The sequence below is a fragment of the Streptomyces sp. WAC03905 genome (assembly GCF_057371075.1).
In genome coordinates, this window is the sequence record NZ_JBXYDZ010000003.1 from 6,209,102 (window position 1) to 6,232,428 (window position 23,327).

Annotated in this window: 20 protein-coding genes and 1 pseudogene; 16 read left to right on the top strand and 5 right to left on the bottom strand. The window is 74.2% G+C overall.

Annotated features, from left to right (window positions below; genetic code table 11):
• Window positions 1-29 precede the first annotated feature (29 nt).
• Together AC2RP6_RS30555 and AC2RP6_RS30560 are read left to right on the top strand one after the other, a co-directional pair.
• On the top strand, window positions 30-1,394 hold the full coding sequence (locus AC2RP6_RS30555) for an aldehyde dehydrogenase family protein (protein ID WP_486449093.1): 1,365 nt from the start codon (window positions 30-32) through the stop codon (window positions 1,392-1,394).
• A 3-nt stretch (window positions 1,395-1,397) separates the two neighbouring features.
• Window positions 1,398-2,189, top strand: coding sequence for a 3-oxoacyl-ACP reductase (locus tag AC2RP6_RS30560; protein ID WP_486449094.1), 792 nt, complete (start codon window positions 1,398-1,400; stop codon window positions 2,187-2,189).
• 188 nt (window positions 2,190-2,377) lie between these two features.
• Here AC2RP6_RS30560 and AC2RP6_RS30565 read toward each other — a convergent pair whose 3' ends face one another.
• The gene (locus AC2RP6_RS30565) at window positions 2,378-3,580 is read right to left on the bottom strand and encodes an amino acid deaminase/aldolase (protein ID WP_486449095.1); all 1,203 of its coding nucleotides are present in this window, start codon (window positions 3,578-3,580) and stop codon (window positions 2,378-2,380) included.
• A gap of 838 nt (window positions 3,581-4,418) precedes the next feature.
• Between AC2RP6_RS30565 and AC2RP6_RS30570 the strand changes: the two genes are divergently transcribed.
• The 3 genes from AC2RP6_RS30570 to AC2RP6_RS30580 are packed head-to-tail and all read left to right on the top strand — an operon-like array spanning window position 4,419 to window position 7,279.
• On the top strand, window positions 4,419-5,303 hold the full coding sequence (locus AC2RP6_RS30570) for a hypothetical protein (RefSeq protein ID WP_486449096.1): 885 nt from the start codon (window positions 4,419-4,421) through the stop codon (window positions 5,301-5,303).
• Window positions 5,300-6,517, top strand: coding sequence for a type VII secretion-associated serine protease mycosin (gene mycP, locus AC2RP6_RS30575; protein WP_486449097.1), 1,218 nt, complete (start codon window positions 5,300-5,302; stop codon window positions 6,515-6,517). Before AC2RP6_RS30570 ends, mycP begins: the two co-directional genes overlap by 4 nt.
• A 21-nt stretch (window positions 6,518-6,538) precedes the next feature.
• Window positions 6,539-7,279, top strand: a complete 741-nt coding sequence (locus AC2RP6_RS30580) for an SseB family protein (protein ID WP_486449098.1) — start codon at window positions 6,539-6,541, stop codon at window positions 7,277-7,279.
• A gap of 66 nt (window positions 7,280-7,345) precedes the next feature.
• Here the strand turns inward: AC2RP6_RS30580 and AC2RP6_RS30585 are convergent, their stop codons facing one another.
• The gene (locus tag AC2RP6_RS30585) at window positions 7,346-7,729 is read right to left on the bottom strand and encodes a DUF1844 domain-containing protein (RefSeq protein ID WP_486449099.1); all 384 of its coding nucleotides are present in this window, start codon (window positions 7,727-7,729) and stop codon (window positions 7,346-7,348) included.
• 326 nt (window positions 7,730-8,055) lie between these two features.
• Here AC2RP6_RS30585 and infC point away from each other — a divergent pair, with 326 nt between their 5' ends.
• The 9 genes and pseudogenes from infC (at window position 8,056) to AC2RP6_RS30630 (ending at window position 18,240) form a co-directional block, all read left to right on the top strand.
• Window positions 8,056-8,769 carry a translation initiation factor IF-3 gene (infC, locus tag AC2RP6_RS30590; RefSeq protein WP_400960071.1) on the top strand — a complete coding sequence of 238 codons (714 nt, stop codon included), beginning with the start codon at window positions 8,056-8,058 and terminating at the stop codon, window positions 8,767-8,769.
• A gap of 104 nt (window positions 8,770-8,873) precedes the next feature.
• A complete protein-coding gene (gene rpmI / locus AC2RP6_RS30595; RefSeq protein WP_266598480.1) occupies window positions 8,874-9,068 on the top strand; it encodes a 50S ribosomal protein L35 in 195 nt (64 codons plus the stop codon).
• Window positions 9,069-9,175: 107 nt separating this feature from the next.
• On the top strand, window positions 9,176-9,562 hold the full coding sequence (gene rplT / locus AC2RP6_RS30600; protein WP_007263143.1) for a 50S ribosomal protein L20: 387 nt from the start codon (window positions 9,176-9,178) through the stop codon (window positions 9,560-9,562).
• A 135-nt stretch (window positions 9,563-9,697) separates the two neighbouring features.
• Complete coding sequence (locus AC2RP6_RS30605) at window positions 9,698-10,558, top strand: TrmH family RNA methyltransferase (protein ID WP_486450512.1); 861 nt, start codon at window positions 9,698-9,700, stop codon at window positions 10,556-10,558.
• A gap of 56 nt (window positions 10,559-10,614) precedes the next feature.
• Window positions 10,615-11,892, top strand: a complete 1,278-nt coding sequence (locus tag AC2RP6_RS30610) for a sensor histidine kinase (protein ID WP_486449100.1) — start codon at window positions 10,615-10,617, stop codon at window positions 11,890-11,892.
• 153 nt (window positions 11,893-12,045) lie between these two features.
• A complete protein-coding gene (pheS, locus tag AC2RP6_RS30615; protein WP_486449101.1) occupies window positions 12,046-13,173 on the top strand; it encodes a phenylalanine--tRNA ligase subunit alpha in 1,128 nt (375 codons plus the stop codon).
• Complete coding sequence (pheT, locus tag AC2RP6_RS30620) at window positions 13,173-15,701, top strand: phenylalanine--tRNA ligase subunit beta (protein ID WP_486449102.1); 2,529 nt, start codon at window positions 13,173-13,175, stop codon at window positions 15,699-15,701. Before pheS ends, pheT begins: the two co-directional genes overlap by 1 nt.
• 598 nt (window positions 15,702-16,299) lie before the next feature.
• Window positions 16,300-17,641, top strand: a pseudogene (locus tag AC2RP6_RS30625) (NsdA family TPR-like regulatory protein).
• Window positions 17,642-17,706: 65 nt separating this feature from the next.
• On the top strand, window positions 17,707-18,240 hold the full coding sequence (locus AC2RP6_RS30630) for an NUDIX hydrolase (RefSeq protein WP_486449103.1): 534 nt from the start codon (window positions 17,707-17,709) through the stop codon (window positions 18,238-18,240).
• 111 nt (window positions 18,241-18,351) lie between these two features.
• Here AC2RP6_RS30630 and AC2RP6_RS30635 read toward each other — a convergent pair whose 3' ends face one another.
• The gene (locus tag AC2RP6_RS30635) at window positions 18,352-19,245 is read right to left on the bottom strand and encodes a 3-hydroxybutyryl-CoA dehydrogenase (protein ID WP_486449104.1); all 894 of its coding nucleotides are present in this window, start codon (window positions 19,243-19,245) and stop codon (window positions 18,352-18,354) included.
• Between the two features lie 139 nt (window positions 19,246-19,384).
• On the opposite strand from AC2RP6_RS30635, the gene AC2RP6_RS30640 reads away from it, so the two are divergent.
• Window positions 19,385-20,626 carry a glycoside hydrolase family 10-like protein gene (locus AC2RP6_RS30640; protein ID WP_486449105.1) on the top strand — a complete coding sequence of 414 codons (1,242 nt, stop codon included), beginning with the start codon at window positions 19,385-19,387 and terminating at the stop codon, window positions 20,624-20,626.
• 1 nt (window position 20,627) lies between these two features.
• Here AC2RP6_RS30640 and AC2RP6_RS30645 read toward each other — a convergent pair whose 3' ends face one another.
• Together AC2RP6_RS30645 and AC2RP6_RS30650 are read right to left on the bottom strand one after the other, a co-directional pair.
• Window positions 20,628-20,825 (bottom strand): DUF1918 domain-containing protein, encoded by a 198-nt coding sequence (locus AC2RP6_RS30645; RefSeq protein ID WP_486449106.1) that lies wholly within the window; start codon window positions 20,823-20,825, stop codon window positions 20,628-20,630.
• A gap of 33 nt (window positions 20,826-20,858) precedes the next feature.
• On the bottom strand, window positions 20,859-21,788 hold the full coding sequence (locus AC2RP6_RS30650) for a DMT family transporter (RefSeq protein WP_486449107.1): 930 nt from the start codon (window positions 21,786-21,788) through the stop codon (window positions 20,859-20,861).
• Between AC2RP6_RS30650 and AC2RP6_RS30655 the strand changes: the two genes are divergently transcribed.
• Complete coding sequence (locus AC2RP6_RS30655; RefSeq protein ID WP_486449108.1) at window positions 21,787-23,304, top strand: aminotransferase-like domain-containing protein; 1,518 nt, start codon at window positions 21,787-21,789, stop codon at window positions 23,302-23,304. The genes AC2RP6_RS30650 and AC2RP6_RS30655 overlap by 2 nt on opposite strands.
• The last annotated feature ends 23 nt before the right edge of the window (window positions 23,305-23,327 follow it).

Consider the following 23,327-nt stretch of genomic DNA (forward strand, 5'->3'; position numbering starts at 1 on the left):
GCCACCGAACCGAAACTGTGAGGCACCACGTGTCCGATGCGCTGGAAGTGCTCAATCCGGCCACCGAGGAACTCGTCGCCGTCGTCCCGGCCGCCACACGGGACGACGTCGACGCCGCCGTCGCCCGGGCGGCCGCGGCCCAGCGCGCCTGGGCGGCGGCCGCCCCCGCCGACCGGGCCCGCCTGCTGCGCCGCTTCGCCACCGTCGTCGACGGGCACATCGAGGAACTGGCCCGCCTGGAGGTCCGCGAAGCCGGCCACACCATCGGCAACGCCCGCTGGGAAGCGGGCAACGTACGCGACCTCCTCGACTTCGCCGCCGGGGGAGTGGAACGGCTCTCCGGCCGCCAGATCCCCGTCGCCGGCGGCATCGACGTCACGTTCCTCGAACCCCTGGGCGTCATCGGCGTGATCGCCCCCTGGAACTTCCCCATGCCGATCGCCGCCTGGGGACTGGCCCCCGCGCTCGCCGCCGGCAACGCCGTCATCCTCAAGCCCGCCGAGACCACCCCGCTGACCGCGCTCCGCCTCGCCGAACTCGCCCTCGAAGCCGGGATCCCCGAACACCTCTTCCAGGTGCTCCCCGGCCACGGCGACGTCGCGGGCGACGCGCTCGTCGAACACCCCGGCGTCGCGAAGATCGTCTTCACCGGCTCCACGCGGGTCGGCAAGCAGATCATGGCCAAGTGCGCGGACCGGGTGAAGCGCGTCACCCTCGAACTCGGCGGCAAGAGCCCCAACATCGTCTTCGCCGACGCGGACCTGGAGGCCGCCGCGGCAGCCGCCCCCATGGCCTTCCTCGACAACACCGGCCAGGACTGCTGCGCCCGCACCCGCATCCTCGTCCAGCGCTCCGCCTACGACCGCTTCCTCGACCTCGTCGCCCCCGGCATCGCGGCCGTCGCCGTGGGAGACCCCCTCGACGAGAAGACGCAGGTGGGCCCGCTGATCTCACGGATCCAGCTGGACCGCGTACGGTCCTACGTCACCGACGACCTCACCGCGATCCGCGGCACCGCCCCCGACGGCCCCGGCTTCTGGTACCCGCCGACCCTCGTCACCGACGTCGCCCCCACCGCGCCCGTCGCCGCCGAGGAGGTCTTCGGCCCCGTCGCCGTCGTCCTGCCCTTCGAGGACGAGGAGGACGCCGTACGCCTGGCCAACGCCACCGAATACGGCCTCTCCGGCTCCCTCTGGACGCGCGACATCGGGCGCGCGCTGCGCGTCTCGCGCGCCGTCGCCGCCGGCAACCTGTCCGTCAACTCCCACAGCAGCGTCCGCTACTGGACGCCCTTCGGCGGCTACAAGCAGTCCGGACTCGGCCGCGAGCTCGGACCCGACGCCCTCACCGCTTTCACCGAGACCAAGAACGTCTTCATCAGCACGGAGGCCTGACCCATGTCCGTAGAGCCCACCGAGATCATCTGCCGCCGCCTCGTCGGCCGCACCGCCGTCATCACGGGAGCCGGCAGCGGCATCGGCCTGGCCACCGCCCGCCGACTGGCCTCCGAAGGCGCCCGTGTCGTCTGCGCGGACATCGACGAGACGGCCGGCAAGGCCGCCGCCGAGGAGGTCGGAGGCCTCTTCGTCAAGGTCGACGTCACCGACAAGGAAGACGTCGACGCCCTCTTCAAGACCGCCTTCGACACCTACGGCTCCGTCGACATCGCCTTCAACAACGCCGGCATCTCGCCCCCTGACGACGACTCCATCCTCACCACCGAGCTGGACGCCTGGCGCCGCGTCCAGGACGTCAACCTCACCTCCGTCTACCTCTGCTGCAAGGCCGCGCTGCCCTACATGCAGCGCCAGGGACGCGGCTCGATCATCAACACCGCCTCCTTCGTCGCCATCATGGGCGCCGCCACTTCCCAGATCTCCTACACCGCCTCCAAGGGCGGCGTCCTCGCCATGTCCCGCGAGCTCGGCGTGCAGTTCGCCCGCGAGGGCATCCGCGTCAACGCCCTGTGCCCCGGGCCCGTCAACACCCCGCTGCTCCAGGAACTGTTCGCCAAGGACCCCGAGCGCGCCGCCCGCCGCCTCGTGCACATCCCGCTGGGCCGGTTCGCCGAACCCACCGAGATCGCCGCCGCCGTCGCCTTCCTCGCGAGCGACGACTCGTCCTTCGTCAACGCCACCGACTTCCTCGTCGACGGCGGCATCTCGGGCGCGTACGTCACCCCGCTGTAGCCACCACGGCCTCCCCGCACCGGTCGGCCGGGCGTCGCACGGCGCCCGGCCGACCGGTGCGCCGGACCGAAAGCCGCACGCGACGCGGCGGGTCCGGTGCACGGGTGAGGGGGACCCATGAGCAACGGCATGCCCGCGGGCGACGGGAAACCGGCCGACGCCCCGGCCGGAGGCCCTCCAGGAGGTGCCTAGAGGAAGGTGCGCCCCTCGCCGCGGTAGGTCGGCACGCCGTCCACGACCCGGTCGCCCTCCACGAGGTGGAGGGTGTCGAACCGTTCGCACAGCTCGCCCGCCTTTGCGTGGCGGAACCAGACGCGGTCGCCGATCAGCAGGTCGTCGGCCGGGCTCCCCAGCAGCGGCGTCTGCACCTCCCCCGCGCCCTCCTGCGGGTCGTAGCGCAGCCCCTGCGGAAGGTACGGAACCGGCAGCCGGTCCGGGCCGGCCGCCCCCGAGGCCGGATACCCCCCGCCGAGCACCGTCACCACCCCCACGCCGGGCCTGCGCACCACCGGCTGCGCGAACAGCGCCGCGGGACGCCCGCTGAACGAGGTGTAGTTGTCGAAGAGCCGCGGCACGTACAGCCCCGACCCGGCGGCGATCTCCGTCACCGCGTCCTCGGCCGCGGTCTGCTGCACACTGCCCGTGCCGCCGCCGTTGACGAACTCCAGGTCCGGTACGACGGCCCGTACCGCCGCCACCACCTCGGCCCGCCGCGCCGCGAGCTCCCGGCGCGCCGCCCCCTGCATCAGCCGGATCGCCCGGGACCGCAACGGGCGCCCCGCCAGCGCGTCCCCGACCCCGGCGACGTGCCCCTCGTACGCCATGAGCCCCACGACCCGGAACCCGGGCCGGCCGGCGACAGCACGGGCCAGCGCGGCCAGCTCAGCGGGCTCGCGCAGCGGCGAGCGGCGGGCGCCCACCCGGACCCGGCCGCCCAGCATCCGCAGGGAGGTGTCCAGCTCCAGGCAGACCCGGATCTCCTCGGCGCCGCCGTCGCGGGCGCCGTCGATCAGCTCCAGCTGCGCCGGGTCGTCCACCATCACCGTCACGGCGGCGGCCAGCTTGGCGTCGTGGGCCAGCTCGCCGAAACCGGCCCGGTCGGCGGACGGATAGGCGAGGAGCACGTCCTCGAACCCGGAGCGGGCCAGCCAGAGCGACTCGGCGAGCGTGTACGACATGATCCCGGCGAACCCGGGCCGGGCCAGCACCCGTTCGAGCAGGGCGCGGCACCGCACCGACTTGCTGGCGACCCGGACCGGCTTGCCGGCGGCCCGGCGCACGAGGTCGTCGGCGTTGGAGTCGAAGGCCTCCAGATCCACGATGGCCAGCGGCGCGTCCAGGTGCGCGGTCGCCCGGTCGTACCGGGCGCGGTCGGTGGCGGCGGAGTTCATGGGCGGCAGCTTGCCAGAGGTCTGTACCGGTGGGTAGGCCCCGACCTCAATCCCCGCAACTCCGCCCCGCAATCGCCGGCGGGGCTGAAGCGGCGTGACCGGGCGCGGCTCCCCCCCCGGGGCTCCGCCCCGGACCCCGCGCCTCAAACGCCGGCGGGGCTGAGGGGAGCCGACGGGGGTGAGGGGGGCCGACGGGGAGACGAGGGTGAATGGGGCCAGCGAACCTGGGTGCGGGGGGGTGTTGGCGGTGGGGTGGATGTGCCGGACGGGGGTGGGGGTGGGGCGGGGTGTTGGCCGGGACGTAGAACGTGATTTGTGGCGCGGTAGGGGCCCGTACGGGCAGGTCCGCTTCGGGCGCCATAAATCATGCAGTCCCGGACGACACTCCGCCCCGGCCCCGCCACCGGCCCGTATGCGCCGCCCCGGCACCCCGGCCCGGTTCACCCCGGCGCCCGCCCTGGGATCCCGGCCCGGCGCCCCGGCCCGGCTCACCCCGCCACCGGCTCTGGGCCCCGGCCCGGTTCACCCCGGCGCCGCTCACCCCGCCACCGGCTCTGGGCCCCGGCCCGGCGCCCCGGCTCCCCCCGGCGCCGGCACCGGCCTCGTACACCCGTCCGGCGGACCGCTCCGCTCCGGTGCCTGGCCCGGCGCCCCGCCCCGGCGGCCAGCAGGCCTGGCCCGGCGCCCCGGGCCGCCCGGTCCGGCCCGGGCACCCGGGCCCCGCCAGCGCCGCCCCGCGCCCCGGCGCCTCCGCCGGCCGCGGTCCCGGCGGGCGCCCCGCGGGGACCCCGTAGAGTACGGGCAGGCAGCCGTACGGAACGGGGGGCGGAGCCGCCGGATGACCACGACGACACCGCGGACCACGATCCCGGGCGAGCCCGACCCCTGGTCCCCGCCGCCCCGGCCCGCACAGGCCCCGCCCCGCCGCCACCCCGCCCGCGTCGCGGCGGCCACGCTCTGCCTCGTCCTCGGCGGCGGCCTCGTCGGCGGAGCCGCCGTCACCACCTGGGCCGAACACCGCGCCGCGAACCGCCCCCTGCCCGCGGACGCCGCCTACCGCAAGGCCGGCTCGCTGTGGCGCGAAGCCCCCGTGGACAGCCTGCTCCCGCCCGTCCTCACCGGCCCCTCGGCCGGCCCCGGCGGCGCCGACCGCACCTGGACCCGCATCGCGCTCGCCCCCGACGCCGACTGCCCGGCCGCCCTGGCGGCCGACTGGCAGGCCCTGCTGGCCCCCACCGGCTGCACCCGCGTGCTCCGCGCCACCTATACCGACGCCACCCGCAGCTCCCTCATCGCCGTCGGCATGGTCTTCACCCCCGCCGACGAACCCGCCCTGCGCGCGCTCGACGGCCGGCTCACCGCCCCGCCCGCCTACGGCTTCGCCGACAACCAGCGCGCCGCCTGGGCCACTTCCGTACGGACCGAGGCCCCCGTCGTCGTCTACGCCGTCTCCGCCTTCGCCGACGGCCGACCGCAGGACGCCCCCCGCCCCGCCGGGGACCTCGTGAAGAAGGACGCCACGGGCTCCGCCGCCCGGGCGGGCCTCGGCCACGAGGCGAAGGGGCTCGCCGACCGCCTCGGGGCCGGCCTCGCCGCCCTCGCCGCACCCCCGGCCGCCGGCACCGCACCCCCGGCCGCCGGCACCGCACCCCCGGCCGCCGGCACCGCACCCCCGGCCACCGGCCCCGCACCCGCCACGCCCGCCCCGAAGGCCGCACGATGACCCCCGCGCGCACCACCGCCCCCACCCGCGCCCTCCGCGGCGCGGCCGTCCTCGGCGCCGCCGCGCTGCTCGCCACCGCCACCGTCACCCCGGCCGCCGCCGACGCCGCCCGGGACCGCCAGTGGGGACTCCTGGCCCTGCGCGCCGAGGAGGCGTGGGGCACCACCCGCGGTGACGGCGTGACCGTCGCCGTCCTGGACACCGGCGTCGACGAGTCCCACCCCGACCTGTCCGGCCAGGTCCTCGCCGGCACCGACCTCATCGGCATGGGCGCCGGACCCGGCGACCGCGCCTGGGCCCGCCACGGCACGGCCATGGCGAGCATCATCGCCGGGCACGGCCACGGCCCCAGCCGCGCGCAGGGCGTCCTCGGCATCGCCCCGCAGGCCCGGATCCTGCCCGTGCGGGTGATCCTCGAAGAGGGCGACCCGGGCCGGGCCAAGGCCCGCGAGAGCAAGGGCGGCGCCCTGGCCGAGGGGATCCGCTGGGCCACCGACCACGGCGCCGACGTGATCAACCTGTCCCTCGGAGACGACAGCGACTCCGCCCACCACGAGGCGGGCGAGGACGAGGCCGTCCAGTACGCCCTCTCCAAGGGCGTGGTCGTCGTCGCCTCCGCGGGCAACGGCGGCGAGTCCGGCGACCGCGTCTCCTACCCGGCCGCCTACCCGGGGGTCATCGCCGTGACGGCGGTCGACCGCCGTGGCCGCAAGGCCAAGTTCTCCACGAGCAACTGGTACGCGACCGTCAGCGCGCCCGGCGTCGACGTCGTCATCGCCGACCCCGACCGCTCCTACTACGAGGGCTGGGGCACCAGCGCCGCCGCGGCCTTCGTCTCCGGCGCGGCGGCCCTCGTCAAGGCCGCGCACCCCGACCTGTCCCCGGCCCAGGTCAAGAAGCTGCTGGAGGACACCGCCGCCGACTCCCCGGCCGGCGGCCGCGACGACGCCCGCGGCCACGGAACGGTCGACCCCGCCGCCGCCCTCCAGGTCGCCGGGGCGATGCAGGCGGAGGCCGCGGTGCCCGCGCCGGCCGCGGCGACGAGCCGGTACTTCGGACCGGGCCCCGAGCCGGTCCGCCCGGCCGAGCGGGGCGCCCGGCTCGGGGCCCCGGCCGCCGCGGTCGCGGGTGCGGTGCTGCTCGTGCTGGCCGCCGTACTGGCCCGGCGCCCGCGGCGGGGTCCCCGGGGCCACGACACGCACCCGGCACAGTAGGGTCGGGTAACTGTGGCGAACATGGCGAACAAGAACATTCCCGACCCGGGCTTCTCCGACGACGACGGATCCGCCGATCCCGAGCTGGCCGCGGCGCTGGCCGCCTGGGCCGAGGACCGCACGCAGGAGCCGCGGGTGCTGGCGGCGCTCAGGGGCGCCCGGCTGCTGGTCCCGGTGGTCGCCGTGCTCGGTGAGGTCGAGACCGATCCCGAGACCGGCCTCAAGCGGGAGAAGACCAGCGACATGGCCGTCCCGACCCTGCGCGCGGGTGACCGCCGGGCACTGCCGGCCTTCACCTCGACCGCCTCGCTCGCGCTGTGGGACCCGGCCGCCCGGCCGGTGGCCGTACCGCTGCACCAGGCCCTCGCCGCCGCCGCGCACGAGAAGGCCGACACGGTGGTGCTGGACCTGGCCGGTCCGGTCGCCTACCAGCTGACCGGCCCCGCGCTGCTGGCGCTCGCCGAGGGCCGCACCGACGCCGACCCGCTGGCCGACCCCGCCGTCCGGGAGGCGGTACGGGGAGCCGTGGCCGCCGAGCCCGCCGTGCTCCGCGCCCACCTCGGCCCCGGCGGCGCGGACGCCGACGGCATCCTCGCGATCGTGCTCGCCGCCGACGCCCAGGCCCCCGCGGCGGCCCGCCGCGTCGCCGAGGCGCTGGCCGCGGACACCGCCCTGCGGGCCCGCCTGGTGCGCGGGCTGAACCTGGCGCTGCTGCCGCCGGACGCCCCGGCCCCGCCCGGCGAGCCGCTCTTCACCCGCTGAACGACGCAGGAGGGGCGGCCCGTGACACCACGGGCCGCCCCTCCTGCGTCGTCTTCCGCCGCCGGCTCAGCCGAAGACGGGACCGGTGAACTTCTCGCCCGGGCCCTGGCCCGGCTCGTCCGGGACGATGGAGGCCTCGCGGAAGGCGAGCTGGAGGGACTTCAGGCCGTCGCGCAGCGGGGCGGCGTGGAAGGAGCTGATCTCGGTGGCGCTCGCGGTGACCAGGCCGGCGAGGGCGGTGATCAGCTTGCGGGCCTCGTCGAGGTCCTTGTGCTCGGAGTCCGGCTTGTCCAGGCCCAGGTTGACCGCCGCGGCGCTCAGCAGGTGCACGGCCACCGTGGTGATCACCTCGACTGCGGGCACGTCCGCGATGTCGCGGGTCATGGCGTCGTAGTCGGGGTTGCCTTCGGCAGCGGTTTCGGTGGAGGTGGAGGGTGTCGCGTCAGTCATGCGGACCACGATATGCCGTGCGGCGGGCTTGCAACGCGGGTGCTAGTATGTACATCGACCGGCCGGATGCTGTGGTGTCCGGCCCACAAGTGGAGGCTCCGTTCTCCCACCTGACCGCCTTCCGGGGCGGCGGGTCACCGGTCAGGCGGCATCCATCGTTCCGTACGGACGATGGAAAGCCGCCCGAGTCTGCGCCCCGCGTCTTCGCATGCGGCGGTGCTCCGGTTGTTTTGGAGCCCCTGCCTGTGCCCGGCGGGGCTTTTTTCATTCTCCCGCCGCGGTCGGTCTGACGGAAATACACGTCAGCGGCTGTCTGCCAGGCAGTCGTGTGGTGCTACCGAGGAGGATCCATCAGCACCGAGCCCCGCATCAACGACCGGATTCGCGTTCCCGAGGTACGACTCGTCGGTCCCAGCGGCGAGCAGGTCGGCATCGTGCCGCTTGCCAAGGCGCTTGAGCTCGCGCAGGAGTACGACCTCGACCTGGTCGAGGTAGCGGCGTCCGCACGCCCGCCGGTCTGCAAGCTCATGGACTACGGCAAGTTCAAGTACGAGTCGGCCATGAAGGCCCGTGAGGCGCGCAAGAACCAGGCGCACACGGTCATCAAGGAAATGAAGCTCCGGCCGAAGATCGACCCGCACGACTATGACACCAAGAAGGGTCACGTCGTTCGGTTCCTCAAGCAGGGCGACAAGGTCAAGATCACGATCATGTTCCGTGGTCGCGAGCAGTCCCGGCCGGAACTCGGCTACCGACTGCTGCAGCGTCTCGCTTCGGACGTCGAGGACCTCGGGTTCATCGAGTCGAACCCGAAGCAGGACGGCCGAAACATGATCATGGTCCTCGGTCCGCACAAGAAGAAGACCGAGGCGATGGCCGAAGCCCGCGAGGCGCAGGCCGCCCGCAAGGCCGAGCGCCAGGGCACCGCCGCTGCCGACGAGGCGACTCCTTCCGAGGAGGCCGCCCCGGTCGAGGCGACGGACGCCACGGATGCCGAGGTCACCGAGGCCGACGCCGGTGAGGCGAACGCCGAGGCCTGATTCCGAGGCACCTGTCTCGAATCACCTACACACCATGACGCTCCCACCAGCCGGTCCGCACCGGACCGGCGAGGGAGCGCCACCGACGAGGAGATAACGGCGCCATGCCGAAGAACAAGACGCACAGCGGTACCAAGAAGCGCTTCAAGGTCACCGGCTCCGGCAAGGTGCTCCGCGAGCGCGCCGGCAAGCGCCACCTGCTCGAGCACAAGTCGTCCCGTGTCACCCGCCGCCTCACCGGCACCGCGGAGATGGCTCCCGGCGACGCCGCGAAGATCAAGAAGCTTCTCGGCATCTGACGTCCTCCGCTCCCCCTGCCGGGAGCGGAAGCATGTCGAGACCGGGACCCCATCGAATTTCCGGGTCGTGTGAAGACACCCACGGCCCCGCTACAAGGAGTTAAAAAGTGGCACGCGTCAAGCGGGCAGTAAACGCCCACAAGAAGCGCCGGGCGATCCTCGAGGCGGCCTCCGGCTACCGCGGTCAGCGTTCGCGCCTGTACCGCAAGGCCAAGGAGCAGGTCACCCACTCGCTGGTCTACAACTTCAACGACCGCAAGAAGCGCAAGGGCGACTTCCGTCAGCTGTGGATCCAGCGCATCAACGCCGCTGCCCGCCAGAACGGCATGACGTACAACCGCCTCATCCAGGGTCTGAAGGCCGCCAACATCGAGGTGGACCGCAAGATCCTCGCGGAGCTGGCCGTCAACGACGCCAACGCGTTCGCCGCGCTCGTCGAGGTCGCGCAGAAGGCCCTCCCGGCCGACGTCAACGCCCCCAAGGCCGCCGCGTAAGGCCTGGCCGGCCGCATGAGCGGTCGGCACCCTCGGACCCGCAGGCGATGCGCCTGCGGGTCCGAGTGCTTTCCCCGCACCGTCGCGCCCCGGGCGCCCGCACCCCGAGAGAGAACCGCAGAGACCATGGCTGACCTGGGTCACCCCGCCGAGCTGATCTCCCCCCGATCCCCGCGGGTGGCCGCCGCCAGGCGACTGGCGCGGCGCAACTTCCGCACCAAGGAGCGCCGGTTCATCGCCGAGGGCCCCCAGGCCGTCCGTGAGGCCGTCGAGCACCGCGGGCCCACGGGAGAGCCGACCCTGATCGAGCTGTTCGCCACCGTCGAGGCCGCCGAGCGCTACTCCGACATCATCGGTGCGGCCCTGGACGCGGGGGCACGCGTGCACTACGCCTCCGACGAGGTGCTCGCCGAGGTCTCCCAGACGGTCACCCCGCAGGGCCTGGTCGGGGTGTGCCACTTCCTCGACTCGCCGTTCGAGGAGATCCTCAAGGCGCAGCCCAGGCTCGTCGCGGTCCTCGCGCACGTCCGCGACCCCGGCAACGCCGGTACGGTGCTGCGCTGCGCGGACGCCGCCGGGGCCGACGCGGTCGTGCTGACGGACGCCTCCGTGGACCTCTACAACCCCAAGTCCGTGCGTGCCTCCGTGGGCTCCCTCTTCCACCTCCCGGTCGCCGTCGGCGTCCCGGTGGAGCAGGCCGTCGAGGGGCTGCGCGCGGCCGGCGTACGGATCCTCGCGGCCGACGGCGCCGGCGAGGACGACCTCGACGCCGAACTCGACGCGGGCACGATGCGCGGGCCCTCCGCCTGGGTCTTCGGCAACGAGGCCTGGGGCCTGCCGGAGGAGACCCGGGCCCTCGCGGACGCCGTGGTACGGGTCCCGATCCACGGGAAGGCGGAGAGCCTGAACCTGGCGACGGCCGCCGCCGTGTGTCTCTACGCGTCCGCACGAGCACAGCGGGCGTCCGGAGGGTGCCGCTCCGTGACCCCCAGCTAGTAGTGTGGCGGCCCGGGGGGCCCACGGCGCTACTCGGAGATGTGGGGTACGGGGACATGACGGACATGACCGTCGGCACGAACGGCGCACCTGGGGCCGCGGCCGCGGCAGCGGAGCGGTTCCGGGACGTCCCCGAGCCCCCGGCCGCGGCCGCCGACGGGCTGTGCGGCGTACCGCCGCAGGCCGTGGACTCGGCCCGCGCGCGCGGCGCCGCACCCGCCGCCCGACCGGTCCGCACCGGCCGGACGGCCGCCCCGGCCCCCGGGCCGGGCCTCGGCACCGTCTCCGGGCCCGGCTTCGCCGTGGACCCCGACTACCTGCCCGACGGACTCGTCGTCGCCGACGACACCGGGCGGGTCGTCTGCTTCAACGCGGCCGCCGCACGCATCACCGCCCTCGCGCCCGAGCAGGCGCTCGGCGCCCCCATCGAGCGGGCCCTGCCGCTGGAGGACCTGGAAGGCCGCCGCTGGTGGGCGCTGACCGACCCGTACGGGGGCCTCGCCACCCGCCGCGGCCAGCCCGAGCGGAACCTGCTGCTCCCGGGCGGCCGTGAGGTGCTCGTCTCCGCGAGCTACATCCGCACCCACCCCACCGGCCCGCTGCGCCGCCTCGTCGTCACCCTGCGCGGCACCGAGGCCCGCCGCCGCACCGAACGCAGCCACGCCGAGCTGATCGCCACCGTCGCCCACGAGCTGCGCTCACCGCTGACCTCCGTCAAGGGCTTCACCGCCACGCTGCTGGCCAAGTGGGAGCGGTTCACCGACGACCAGAAGCGCCTGATGCTGGAGACCGTCGACGCCGACGCCAACCGCGTCACCCGCCTGATCGCCGAGCTCCTCGACATCTCGCGCATCGACTCCGGCCGCCTGGAGGTGCGCCGCCAGCCCGTCGACATCGCCACCGCGGTCGGCCGGCACGTCCAGGCGCTCACCGCGAACGGCCAGGCCCCCGAGCGGTTCCTCGTCAGCATCAGCCGCCCGCTCCCCGACCTGTGGGCCGACCCCGACAAGATCGACCAGATCCTCGGCAACCTCCTCGAAAATGCGGTGCGCCACGGCGAGGGAACGGTCACCATCGGGGTATCGCCGCACGAGAAGGGAACCGCCGTCACCGTGTCCGACGAAGGCCCCGGAATCCCCGAGGAGTCGATGGCCCGCGTCTTCACCCGCTTCTGGCGGGGGAGCAAGCGCGGCGGCACCGGCCTGGGCCTGTACATCGTCAAGGGCATCGTGGAGGCGCACGGCGGCACCATCACGGTCGGCCGCGGCCCCGCCGGCGGCGCCGAGTTCCGATTTATCCTGCCCGTGAGCGCCCCGGCCTACCTCACGCAGTAGTCCTGCGGAAGGTCCCACCGGGCGGCCCACGGGCTCCTTCACCCCCGGCGACCTTTAGACTCGTCCTTTGGCACCTTTGTGTCCTTGTGCCGAGCGCGTCCTGCGCGTCGCGCGGGGGACCCAACCAGCCAGCCATCGGAAGTACGGGAAGAGATGTCGGCACCGAACAAGTCGTACGACCCTGTCGAGGTCGAGGCACTGAAACCGGAAGAGATCGAGCGCATGCGGGACGAGGCGCTCGCCGCCTTCGCGTCCGCCGGCGACCTCGACGCGCTGCGTGAGGCGAAGACCGCGCACATGGGCGACCGCTCGCCCCTGGCGCTCGCCAACCGCGAGATCGGCGCCCTGCCCCCGCAGGCCAAGGCCGAGGCGGGCAAGCGCGTGGGCCAGGCCCGCGGCGCCGTGAACAAGGCCTTCGGGGCCCGCACCGTCGAGCTCGAGGCCGAGCGCGACGAGCGGGTGCTGGTCGAGGAGGCGGTGGACGTCACGCTGCCGTACGACCGCGTCCCCTCCGGCGCCCGGCACCCCCTGACCACGCTGATGGACCGCGTCGCGGACATCTTCGTCGCCATGGGGTACGAGGTCGCCGAAGGGCCCGAGGTCGAGGCGGAGTGGTTCAACTTCGACGCCCTCAACTTCACGCCCGACCACCCGGCGCGCCAGATGCAGGACACCTTCTTCGTCCAGGGGCCCGAGGGTACCGAGGGCGACGAGTCCGGTGTCGTGCTGCGCACCCACACCTCCCCGGTGCAGGCGCGCTCGCTGCTGGAGCGCAAGCCCCCCGTCTACATCGTCTGCCCGGGCCGGGTGTACCGCACCGACGAGCTCGACGCGACGCACACCCCGGTCTTCCACCAGGTCGAGCTGCTCGCCGTGGACGAGGGCCTGACCATGGCGGACCTGCGCGGCACCATCGACCACATGGTCAAGGAGCTGTTCGGCGAGGAGACCACCACCCGGCTGCGCCCGCACTTCTTCCCGTTCACCGAGCCGTCCGCCGAGATGGACATGCAGTGCTACGTGTGCCGCGGCGAGTCGGTGGGCAACCCCGACCGCCCGTGCCGTACCTGCTCCAGCGAGGGCTGGATCGAACTCGGCGGCTGCGGCATGGTCAACCCCAAGGTGCTGACCGCCTGCGGCGTGAACCCGGAGAAGTACAGCGGGTTCGCCTTCGGCTTCGGCATCGAACGGATGCTGATGTTCCGTCACAACGTTGAAGACATGCGAGACATGGTCGAGGGTGACGTTCGTTTCACCCGGCCCTTCGGGATGGAGATCTGATGCGGGTCCCGCTTTCGTGGCTGCGGGAGTACGTCGACCTCCCCGCGGGTGAGACCGGTCGCGACGTCGCGGCCAAGCTCGTCGACGCCGGCCTCGAGGTCGAGACGGTCGAGCAGCTCGGCGCCGGCCTCAAGGGCCCCCTCGTCGTCGGCCAGGTGCTGACCATCGAGGAGCTCGAGGGCTTCCGCAAGCCGATCCGGTTCTGCACGGTCGACGTCGGCAGCGCCAACGGCACCGGCGAGCCGCAGGAGATCGTCTGCGGCGCCCGGAACTTCGCCGTCGGCGACAAGGTCGTCGTGGTCCTGCCCGGCGCCGTCCTGCCCGGCGACTTCTCGATCGCCGCGCGCAAGACGTACGGCAAGACCTCGCACGGCATGATCTGCTCCGGCGAGGAGCTCGGCATGGGCGACGACGGCACGCACGGCATCATCGTGCTGCCGCCGGAGCACGAGACCGGCACCGACGCGATCGAGCTGCTCCAGCTCGTCGACGAGGTGCTGCACATCGACGTCACCCCGGACCGCGGCTACTGCATGTCGCTGCGCGGCATCGCCCGCGAGGTGGCCACCGCCTACGGCCTGCCGCTGCGCGACCCGGCGCTGCTCGACGTGCCCGGGCCGAACTCGTACGGCTACCCGGTCAAGATCGACGACCCGGCCGGCTGCGACCGCTTCACCGCCCGCACCGTGACCGGTCTCGACCCCGAGGCCCGCTCCCCGATCTGGCTCCAGCGCCGCCTCCAGAAGGCCGGCATGCGGCCGATCTCGCTCGCCGTCGACATCACCAACTACGTGATGCTCGAACTGGGCCAGCCGCTGCACGCCTACGACCGCTCGCGGATCGACGGCACCATCGGCGTCCGCCGCGCCGAGCAGGGCGAGAAGTTCACCACCCTCGACGGCGTCAAGCGCACGCTCGACGCCGAGGACCTGGTGATCACCGACAACAGCGGGCCGATCGGTCTCGCCGGTGTCATGGGCGGCGCCAACACCGAGATCGCCGACTCCGTCACCGACCCGGAGACCGGCGCCGTCACCGGGACCACCGACGTGGTCATCGAGGCCGCGCACTTCGACTCCGTGTCGATCTCGCGCACCGCCCGCCGCATGAAGCTCTCCTCCGAGGCGTCCAAGCGCTTCGAGCGGGGCGTCGACCCGCTGGCCGCCGCCGCGGCCGCGCAGCGGACCGTCGACCTGCTCGTGCTCCTCGCCGGCGGCACCGCCGAGGCCGGGGTCACCGAGGTCATCGCCCCGGGCGCGCCGCGCACCATCGCGATGGCCGCCGACCACCCGGACCGGGTCGCCGGCACGGACTACGGTCGCGAGACCGTCGTGCGCCGCCTCCAGGAGATCGGCTGCGACGTCTACGGCCAGGACGAGCTGGTCGTCACGCTCCCCTCGTGGCGGCCCGACCTCGCCGCGCCCAACGACCTCGCCGAAGAGGTCATCCGCCTGGAGGGCTACGGCAACCTGCCGTCGACCCTGCCGCAGGTGCCCTCCGGCCGCGGTCTGACCGCCCGGCAGCAGCTGCACCGCCGGGTCGGCCGCGCGCTGGCCGGCGCCGGATACGTCGAGGCGCTCAGCTACCCGTTCCTCGGCGAGGGCGTCTTCGACCAGCTGCAGTTGCCGGCGCACGACGCCGCCCGCCAGGTGGTCAAGCTGGTCAACCCGCTCTCCGACGAGGAGCCGGCGCTGCGCACCACGCTGCTGCCGGGTCTGCTCGGCGCGCTGCGCCGCAACGACAGCCGCGGCAGTCACGACCTCGCGCTCTTCGAGACCGGTTCGGTCTTCCGGGGCGCCGCCCGGCCGGGTGTCGCCGTACGGCTGCCCGTCGACCGGCGTCCCACCGACGAGGAGGTCGCGACCCTGGACGCGGCGCTGCCCGTGCAGCCGCGGTACGCCGCGGTCGTGCTGGCCGGTGCCCGCGAGCAGGCCGGATGGTGGGGCAAGGGCCGCCCGGCCGACTGGGCCGACGCCGTCCAGGCCGCCCGCGCGCTGGCCGTCGAGGCCGGGGCGGAGCTCGTCGTCCGCCAGGGCCAGTACGGCCCCTGGCACCCGGGCCGCTGCGCCGAGCTGGTCGTCACCGTCGACGGTGTGGAGCAGGTCATCGGCCACGCCGGTGAGCTGCACCCGCGGGTGGTCAAGGCGATGGGCCTGCCGGCCCGTACCAGCGCGATGGAGCTCGACCTGGACCGCCTCGCGGCGGCCGGCGGAGAGCCCGTCGAGGCGCCCCGGATCTCCTCCTTCCCGGTGGCGACCCAGGACGTCGCGCTGATCGTCGACGCGTCCGTACCGGCGGCCTCGGTGGAGGCCGCGCTGCGCAAGGGCGCGGGCGAACTGCTCGAATCGCTGCGCCTGTTCGACGTGTTCACCGGTGAGCAGGTCGGTGAAGGCAAGAAGTCCCTGGCGTACGCGCTGCGCTTCCGCGCGAGCGACCGCACGCTGACCGCCGAGGAGTCCACGGCCGCGCGGGACGCGGCGGTGGCGCTCGCCGGCGAGCGGACCGGGGCGGTGCTCCGGGGCGCGTAGCCGCGGGGTCCTCGGACCCGTTCGAGGCCTGGTGAGGGGCGTGTCCGGTACCGGACACGCCCCTCACTCATTCGGGTGAGAAGGTCCGCCGTCCGTATCGGTGTCCGCCGTCCGGTCGACGCATCGTCCTCGCGGCGGCGGAGGCACCGCCGCGGCCCGCGCGGCCGGTCGCGGCGGGCACCCGGTGGTGATGCGGCACACTGGTCGGCGGCCCGCCGGAGGTCGTCGCCCTGCCGGCGCTCCGCGACGACCGGTCATGGACCCACGCGCGCCGGGCCCGGTGGATGGGCCCGGCGCGCGTCCGGTCCGGTCCGCTGCCGGGGCCCGGCGACCAACCGGGCGCCGGCGGAACCGGAAGGCGCCGCCCGCCTGCCATGGAGTGTCGGGCAGACAGCAGGACGGGCGGCGCGGTGACGGGTCGTCGCACTGTACGAGGGGGAGCCGACGACCCGGGCTCCTCTTGGCGAGGGATTCCAGTGAAGCGCCTCCGGCGGTCTGTGCGGCAGAGTGCGGATCGCATTTATGCGCGTACTCACTTCACACCCCGTGTGAACCGCGCACCCACTAGCCTGATACCGACGAGCTCCGGGAGCGGCCCATGCAGCCCAATGTCCTGCTCGACGCCCTCCTCGCCGAGGCGGGCATGTCCCATGCCGGGCTCGCCGCCCACGTGAACCAGGCGGGGCGTACCCGCGGGCTGGCCCTGCGCTACGAACACACCGCCGTGACCCGGTGGTTGAAGGGGCAGCGCCCGCGCGGCCAGGTCCCCGACCTGATCTGCGAGGTGCTCGGGGGCCGGCTGCGGCGGACCGTCGGTCTGGACGACATCGGCCTGGGCGTGCCGGACCATCCGGTGTCCCTGCACGCCTCACCGCTCAGCGGGTTCGTGGACCGGGCCGCCGCGCTGTGGCGGTCCGACGGCCAGGCGCGGCCCCAACTGCTCACCGCCGAGGCGGTCACCGGGACCCCGGCGGTCATCCCGGTCTGGGAATGGGAGAACCCGCCCGAGGACGCCGACGTCTCGCGCGACGGCCCGAACCGGATCGGCCCCGAGCACGTGGAGATCCTCAAGGCCGCCCGCGCCCACTACGAGCTGATGTACCGCCGGGCCGGCGGCATGGCCACCCGCGACCGGATCGTCCGCTTCCTCGGCAGCGAGACCGCGCCGATGCTGCGCGGGAGTTACCCCGACGACCTCGGCCGTCGGCTGCACCGGGCCAGCGGGTCCCTGGTGGCGGTGGCGGGGATCTGCGCGTACGACTCCGACGCGCACGGGCTGGCGCAGCGCTACTTCCACCAGGCGCTGCGGCTGGCCAAGGCGAGCGGGGACCGGGGTCTCGGGGCGTACGTGATCGCCCTGATCGTCAACCAGTCCCTGCACCTGAGGGAGTACCGCCAGGCGGTCGCCTTCGCCGAGGCCGCGCTGCGGGCCGCCGGCCTGGCACACCACCCCTGCGCTCGCCGCCGACCTGCACGCGATGCAGGCCAAGGCGTACGCCCAACTCGGCGACACGCAGGCCGCGCTGGCGTGCATCCGCGGTGCCGAGACCGCCGCCGCCCGGATCCGGCCGGGCAGCGAACCGGACGAGACCGGCTACGTCCAGCCCGGGCTCGTCAACGTCCAGGTCGCCGAGGCGCTGCTCAGTCTGGGGGACCTGGAGGCGGCGCGGGTCCAGGCGGCCGCCGCCGTCGGCACCCCGGCGCACGACCGGGGGCGGGTGCACCGGCTGGCGATGCTCTGTGAGATCCAGCTCCGCCAGGGAGAGGCCGACCGGGCCGCGGCGGGCGCCGCCGAGATGGCGGAGCGGGCCCGGGGGATGGAGTCGCTGCGGCTGCGCGACCGGCTGCGGGCGGTCCGCGAACAGCTGCTGACCAGTGGTTGCTCGGACGCGCGGGAGACCGTGCGGCTCATCGACGGGGCGTTGTGCGTGCCGTTGTGACGTTCCGCTGCGCCGGGGCAGCTGCTGCGATGTTGCCACCTACTCGAACGGAAGGTGGCACAGCCGTGCAGTGGACGAACCTGAGTGAGCAGACTGTGTACAAGAACCGCTGGTTCGACGTGAATCTCGCCGATGTGGAACTTCCCGACGGCCGGCACCTGGACCACTTCGTGATCCGGCTGCGCCCGGTGGCCGTGGCCACGGCCGTCAACGAGGCCAACGAGGTGCTGCTGCTCTGGCGGCACCGTTTCATCACCGACAGCTGGGGCTGGGAACTGCCCGCCGGGGTGGTCGAGGACGGCGAGGACATCGCCGCCGCGGCGGCCCGCGAGATGGAGGAGGAGTCGGGCTGGCGGCCCGGCCCGCTCCACCACCTGATGACCGTCGAGCCGTCCAACGGCCTGACCGACGCCCGCCACCACCTCTACTGGGCGGACGGGGCCACCTACACCGGCCACCCCGAGGACGACTTCGAGTCCTCGCGCAGGGAGTGGGTCCCCCTCAAGCTGGTGCCCGACATGATCGCGGACGGGGAGATCCCGGCCGCCAACATGGCGGCCGGGCTGCTCCTGCTGCACCACCTGCGGGTCGGCCGGTAGGGTCGGTCGCCGGCTGCCCGGCATCCGACCGGTATCGAACCGGCATCCGACCGGCATCCGACCGGCATCCACCGGCCGCCCCGGGCACCCGCACGGCCCCCGCCGAGCCGGTCAGCCGTACGGGTAGAAGCCCGCACCCGTCTTGCGGCCCAGGCGGCCCGCGTCGACCATGCGCTGGAGCAGCGGGGGAGCGGCGTACAGCGGCTCCTTGTACTCCGAGTACATCGAGTCGGCGATCGACGCGATGGTGTCCAGGCCGATCAGGTCGGACAGCTTCAGCGGACCCATCGGGTGGGCGCAGCCGAGCTCCATGCCGTTGTCGATGTCCTCGCGGCTCGCGATGCCCGACTCGAACATCCGGATCGCGGACAGCAGGTAGGGGACCAGGAGCGCGTTGACGACGAAGCCGGAACGGTCCTGGGCGCGGACGGCGTGCTTGCCGAGCACGTCCCGCACCAGGGCCTCGGCCCGCTTGACCGTCTCCTCGCCCGTGGTCAGCGCCGGGATCAGCTCGACGAGCTTCTGCACGGGGGCGGGGTTGAAGAAGTGGATGCCGATGACCTGGTCGGGCCGCGAGGTCGCGACGGCCAGCTTGACCAGCGGGATCGAGGAGGTGTTGGAGGCGAGGATCGCGTCCGGGCGGGTGATCACCTGGTCGAGGACCTGGAAGATCTCGGTCTTGACCTGCTCGTTCTCGACGACGGCCTCGATGACGAGGTCGCGGTCGGCGAACTCGCCGAGGTCGGTGGTGAAGGTGAGGCGGGCCAGGGTGGCGTCCCGCTCCTCTTCGGTGATCTTGCCGCGTTCGGCGGCCTTGGTCAGGGAGTTGTGCAGCCGGGTACGGCCGATCTCCAGGGCTTCGCCGGTGGTTTCGGCGACCTTGACCTCAAGGCCGCTCCGGGCGCACACCTCCGCGATACCCGCGCCCATCTGGCCACAGCCCACTACGCCGACCCGTGTGATGTCGGAAGGGAGGTCAGTCACTTCGTGCCTTTCGCAGCTCATCCGTCGGCGGGTCCCCCGTACGATTCCGGCGCCCGCCACGCCCCCCGACGTTACTCCCGACCTTGCGCGGCGCGGCGGGCCGGGGCGGGCATGCTGGGCGGGCACCTCGCATCGTCACTCAGCGAAACGGAGTCGTCACATGGCGCACATCGGTCGACGGGCACTGCTGGCGGGAGCGGCGGCGGTGATCGCCGCGGCCACGGGGGGACCGGCCTTCGCCGGACCGAGGGGCTCCGGCCCCCTCCCGGGGAGGGGTGCCGGGACCCCCGAGTTCCGGGGGATGTGGGTCGCCACGGTCTCCAACGTCGACTGGCCCTCGCGCAGCGGTCTGTCCGCCGCGACCCAGCGCAAGGAGCTGCTCGCCCTCCTCGACACCGCCGTGCGCCGCCGGCTGAACGCCGTGGTGCTGCAGGTCCGGCCCGCCGCCGACGCGCTGTGGCCCTCCCCGTTCGAGCCCTGGTCGCAGTGGCTGACGGGGGAGCAGGGGGTCGACCCGGGCTGGGACCCCCTGGGGACGGCCGTCGCCGAGGCGCACGCCCGCGGTCTGGAGCTGCACGCCTGGTTCAACCCGTACCGGGTGGCCAACCACACCGACTTCGACCGGCTGGTGCCCGAGCACCCGGCCCGCCAGGACGGCTGGACGGTCGAGTACGGCGGGAAGCTCTACTACAACCCCGGTGTGCCCGAGGTGCGGCGGTTCGTGCAGGACGCCATGCTCGACGCGGTCACCCGCTACCCGCTGGACGCGGTCCACTGGGACGACTACTTCTACCCCTATCCGGTGGACGGCGAGTACTTCGACGACGACGCGGCCTTCGAGGAGTACGGCGGCGGCTTCACCTCCCGGGCGGCCTGGCGCCGCAACAACACCGACACGCTGGTCCGCGAGATGTCCGAGCGGCTGCGCGCGCTGCGGCCCGCGGTCCGGTTCGGCATCAGCCCCTTCGGGATCTGGCGCAACTCCGACCGGGACCCGGCCGGCTCGCCGACCCGGGGGCTCTCCGCGTACGACAACCTGTACGCGGACACCCGCACGTGGGTCCGGCAGGGCTGGATCGACTACGTCGTGCCGCAGGCCTACTGGCACATCGGGCACCCGACGGCCGACTACGCGGCGCTCGTCCCGTGGTGGGCCCGGACCGTCGCGGGCACCGGGGTGGCCCTGTACGTGGGGGAGGCGCTGTACCGCTGCGAGGCCGACAGCCCGACGGCGGCCTGGCGGGACCCGGCGGAGCTGTCCCGGCACGTGCGGTTCGCCCGCGGATACCCCGAGGTCCGCGGTCACGTCTACTTCTCGGCGAAGCAGGTGGCCGCGGACCCCAACGGCGCGATGGCGCGTGTGGTGGCCGACCACTACGGTTCGGCCGTGCCGCCGCGGTGAATCAGTGCCTGGGCTCCGCGGGGTGGCGGACCACGCAGTCGGGCCCGGGAGCCATCAGCGCTTCGTGTCCGTCCTGGAAGCGGACCCGGTACGGGGGCGTCCCGTTCTCGCCGAGCACCTGGGTGATCTCGCCCACCTTGTCGGGTTGTCCGACGGTCCTGCCGTGCTGCACCAGCTGGTCGCCCTCGGTCGCTCGCATGTCTGACCTCCTCGGTGGCGCTCCGATCCGGTGCTAGCAGTTTAGGTCGTTCCGGGGCTGTTTGACCCGTTGGGTCACCGCGATGCAGACGAGAACCGCGCAGGCGGCGGCGGGTGCGGCGGGGGCGAGCCGCTCCCCGAGGAGCGCCACGGACCAGACCAGGGTCAGCAGCGGCTGGGCGAGCTGGAGCTGGCTGGCCCGGGGCGCTCCGATCTCCGCCATGCCCCGGTACCAGACGTACAGCCCGAGGAAGGTGGAGCCGGCCGCCGCCCAGACGAGTCCGGCCAGCCCGTGGCCGGTGAGGTGCACCGGCTCGTACGCGAGCCCGAGCACGGAGCCGGCCATGCTGAGCGGCAGGCACAGCACCAGCGCCCAGCCGATCACCTGCCAGCCCGGCAGCGTGCGGGCGAGCCGCCCGCCCTCGGTGTACCCGGCGGCGCACACCAGCAGGGCGGCGAACAGGTAGGCGTCGCCGGCCGAGAGGGAGCCGCCGCTCTGCGCGAGGGTGAAGCCGAGCACCACCACGGCTCCGGCCACCGCCGCGGCCCAGAAGGCCCGCGGTGGCCGGGCGCCGGTGCGCAGCGCGGACAGCGCGGCCGTGGTCAGCGGCAGGAGTCCGACCACGACGGCGGCGTGCGAGGTGGTGGAGGTCTGCAGCGCCAGGGTCGTCAGCAGCGGGAAGCCGATGACGACCCCGCCGGCGACGACGGCCAGGCCCGCCCGGTGCTCGCGGGCCGGCGGCCGCACCCGGAGCGCCAGCAGGAAGACACCCGCGATCGCGGCCGCCAGGACGCTGCGCAGGGCCACCAGCGACCAGGGGCCGAAGCTCTCCAGCCCCCAGGCGGTGGCGGGGAAGGTCAGCGAGAAGGCGACGACGCCGAGCGAGGCGAGGGCTGTGCCGCGCAGCAGCGGATGCCTCACCGCTATCGTGGTCGGGAGAGTAGCGCTATTCTGTGCTGTCATGTATGAGCGTAGCAGTGTGACGGAGCTGGCCGCTTCCTTGAAGTCCGAGCTGGACCGCTACTCCGTGGGTGGAAAGCTCCCATCGAGCAGGGCTCTGGTCGAGCGCTACCGGGTCAGCCCCGTCACCGTCTCCCGTGCGCTCGCGCAGCTGGCCGCCGAGGGCCTCGTGGTCACCCGGCCCGGCGCCGGGGTCTTCCGCGCCGCGCCGCGCACGCCGCTCCCGGCGGCCGGGGACACCTCCTGGCAGGAGGTCGCCCTCAGCGCGGAGACCCCCGGGGAGGTCGTGCCGCGCTCGGTGGACGCGTCCGGGGTGCTGGCCTGCCTGGCCGCGCCGCCGCCGTCGGTGATCGGCCTCAACAGCGGCTACCTGCACGCCTCCGTCCAGCCCGAGCGTGCCATGGCCGCGGCGCTCGCCCGGGCCGGGCGGCGCCCCGGGGCCTGGGACCGGCCGCCCATGGAAGGGCTGCCCGAGCTCCGCGACTGGTTCGCCCGCGAGATCGGCGGAGCCGTCGGGGCCGCCGACGTACTGGTCACCGCGGGCGGGCAGAGTGCGCTGACCACCGCCCTGCGGGCGCTGGCCCCGCCCGGGGCGCCGATCCTGGTGGAGTCGCCGACCTATCCCGGACTGCTGGCCATCGCCCGCGCCTCGGGATGCCGGCCGGTGCCCGTCCCCGTGGACGCCGAAGGGGTCCGGCCGGAACTGCTGGCCGCGGCCTTCGAGGCGACCGGGGCGCGGGTGTTCGTGTGCCAGCCGCTGTTCCAGAACCCCACCGGCGCGATCCTCGCGCCCGCGCGGCGGGCCGAGGTGCTGCGCATCGCGCGGGCGGCCGGCGCCTTCGTGGTCGAGGACGACTACGCCCGCGCCCTGGGCCACGACGACTGCGGCCCGCTGCCCGCGGCGCTGGCCGCCGAGGACCACGACGGGGTGGTCGTGCACGTCCGCTCCCTGACCAAGGCCACCTCGCCCAGCCTGCGGGTCGGCGCCCTGGCGGCCCGGGGCCCGGTCGTCGACCGGCTGCGGGCCATCCAGGTCGTGGACAGCTTCTTCGTGCCCCGGCCGCTCCAGGAAGCCGCCCTGGAGCTGGTCGGCGCCCCCGCCTGGCCGCGCCACCTGCGGACCGTGGCCGCCGAGCTGCGCCACCGCCGGGACGTGCTCGCGGGCGCGCTGCGGCGGGAGTTGCCCGGGCTGACCCTGCCCCATCTGCCGTCGGGCGGATACCAGTTGTGGGCGCGGATGGCCGGGGGCTGCGACGACGCGGCGTTCGCGGCGGCGGCCCTGCGCGCCGGAGTCGCGGTGGCCCCCGGACGCCCCTACTTCTGCGCCGAACCGCCCGCCCCGTACGTACGGCTCAGCTTCGCCGGCGTCTCCGGCCCGGCCGAGCTGGTGGAGGCCGTCCAGCGGCTGGGGAGCGTCCTGCCGACCGCGCCGGACCGGGGCGCGGTGCCGGGCGCCGCGGGGCCGGGCCGACCGCCGGGCGGGGGCCCGCGGCAGGAGCCGCCCGCTCCGGACGCTTGACCCGCCGCCGTGCGCGGCCCACC

Coding starts and splice junctions, on each gene's coding strand:
- AC2RP6_RS30560 (WP_486449094.1), top strand. CDS start 1,398: ATGTCCGTAGAGCCCACCGAGATCATCTGCCGCCGCCTCGTCGGCCGC.
- AC2RP6_RS30565 (WP_486449095.1), bottom strand. CDS start 3,580: ATGAACTCCGCCGCCACCGACCGCGCCCGGTACGACCGGGCGACCGCG.
- AC2RP6_RS30570 (WP_486449096.1), top strand. CDS start 4,419: ATGACCACGACGACACCGCGGACCACGATCCCGGGCGAGCCCGACCCC.
- mycP (WP_486449097.1), top strand. CDS start 5,300: ATGACCCCCGCGCGCACCACCGCCCCCACCCGCGCCCTCCGCGGCGCG.
- AC2RP6_RS30580 (WP_486449098.1), top strand. CDS start 6,539: ATGGCGAACAAGAACATTCCCGACCCGGGCTTCTCCGACGACGACGGA.
- AC2RP6_RS30585 (WP_486449099.1), bottom strand. CDS start 7,729: ATGACTGACGCGACACCCTCCACCTCCACCGAAACCGCTGCCGAAGGC.
- rpmI (WP_266598480.1), top strand. CDS start 8,874: ATGCCGAAGAACAAGACGCACAGCGGTACCAAGAAGCGCTTCAAGGTC.
- AC2RP6_RS30610 (WP_486449100.1), top strand. CDS start 10,615: ATGACGGACATGACCGTCGGCACGAACGGCGCACCTGGGGCCGCGGCC.
- pheS (WP_486449101.1), top strand. CDS start 12,046: ATGTCGGCACCGAACAAGTCGTACGACCCTGTCGAGGTCGAGGCACTG.
- pheT (WP_486449102.1), top strand. CDS start 13,173: ATGCGGGTCCCGCTTTCGTGGCTGCGGGAGTACGTCGACCTCCCCGCG.
- AC2RP6_RS30635 (WP_486449104.1), bottom strand. CDS start 19,245: ATGAGCTGCGAAAGGCACGAAGTGACTGACCTCCCTTCCGACATCACA.
- AC2RP6_RS30640 (WP_486449105.1), top strand. CDS start 19,385: ATGGCGCACATCGGTCGACGGGCACTGCTGGCGGGAGCGGCGGCGGTG.
- AC2RP6_RS30645 (WP_486449106.1), bottom strand. CDS start 20,825: ATGCGAGCGACCGAGGGCGACCAGCTGGTGCAGCACGGCAGGACCGTC.
- AC2RP6_RS30655 (WP_486449108.1), top strand. CDS start 21,787: ATGTATGAGCGTAGCAGTGTGACGGAGCTGGCCGCTTCCTTGAAGTCC.
- AC2RP6_RS30650 (WP_486449107.1), bottom strand. CDS start 21,788: ATGACAGCACAGAATAGCGCTACTCTCCCGACCACGATAGCGGTGAGG.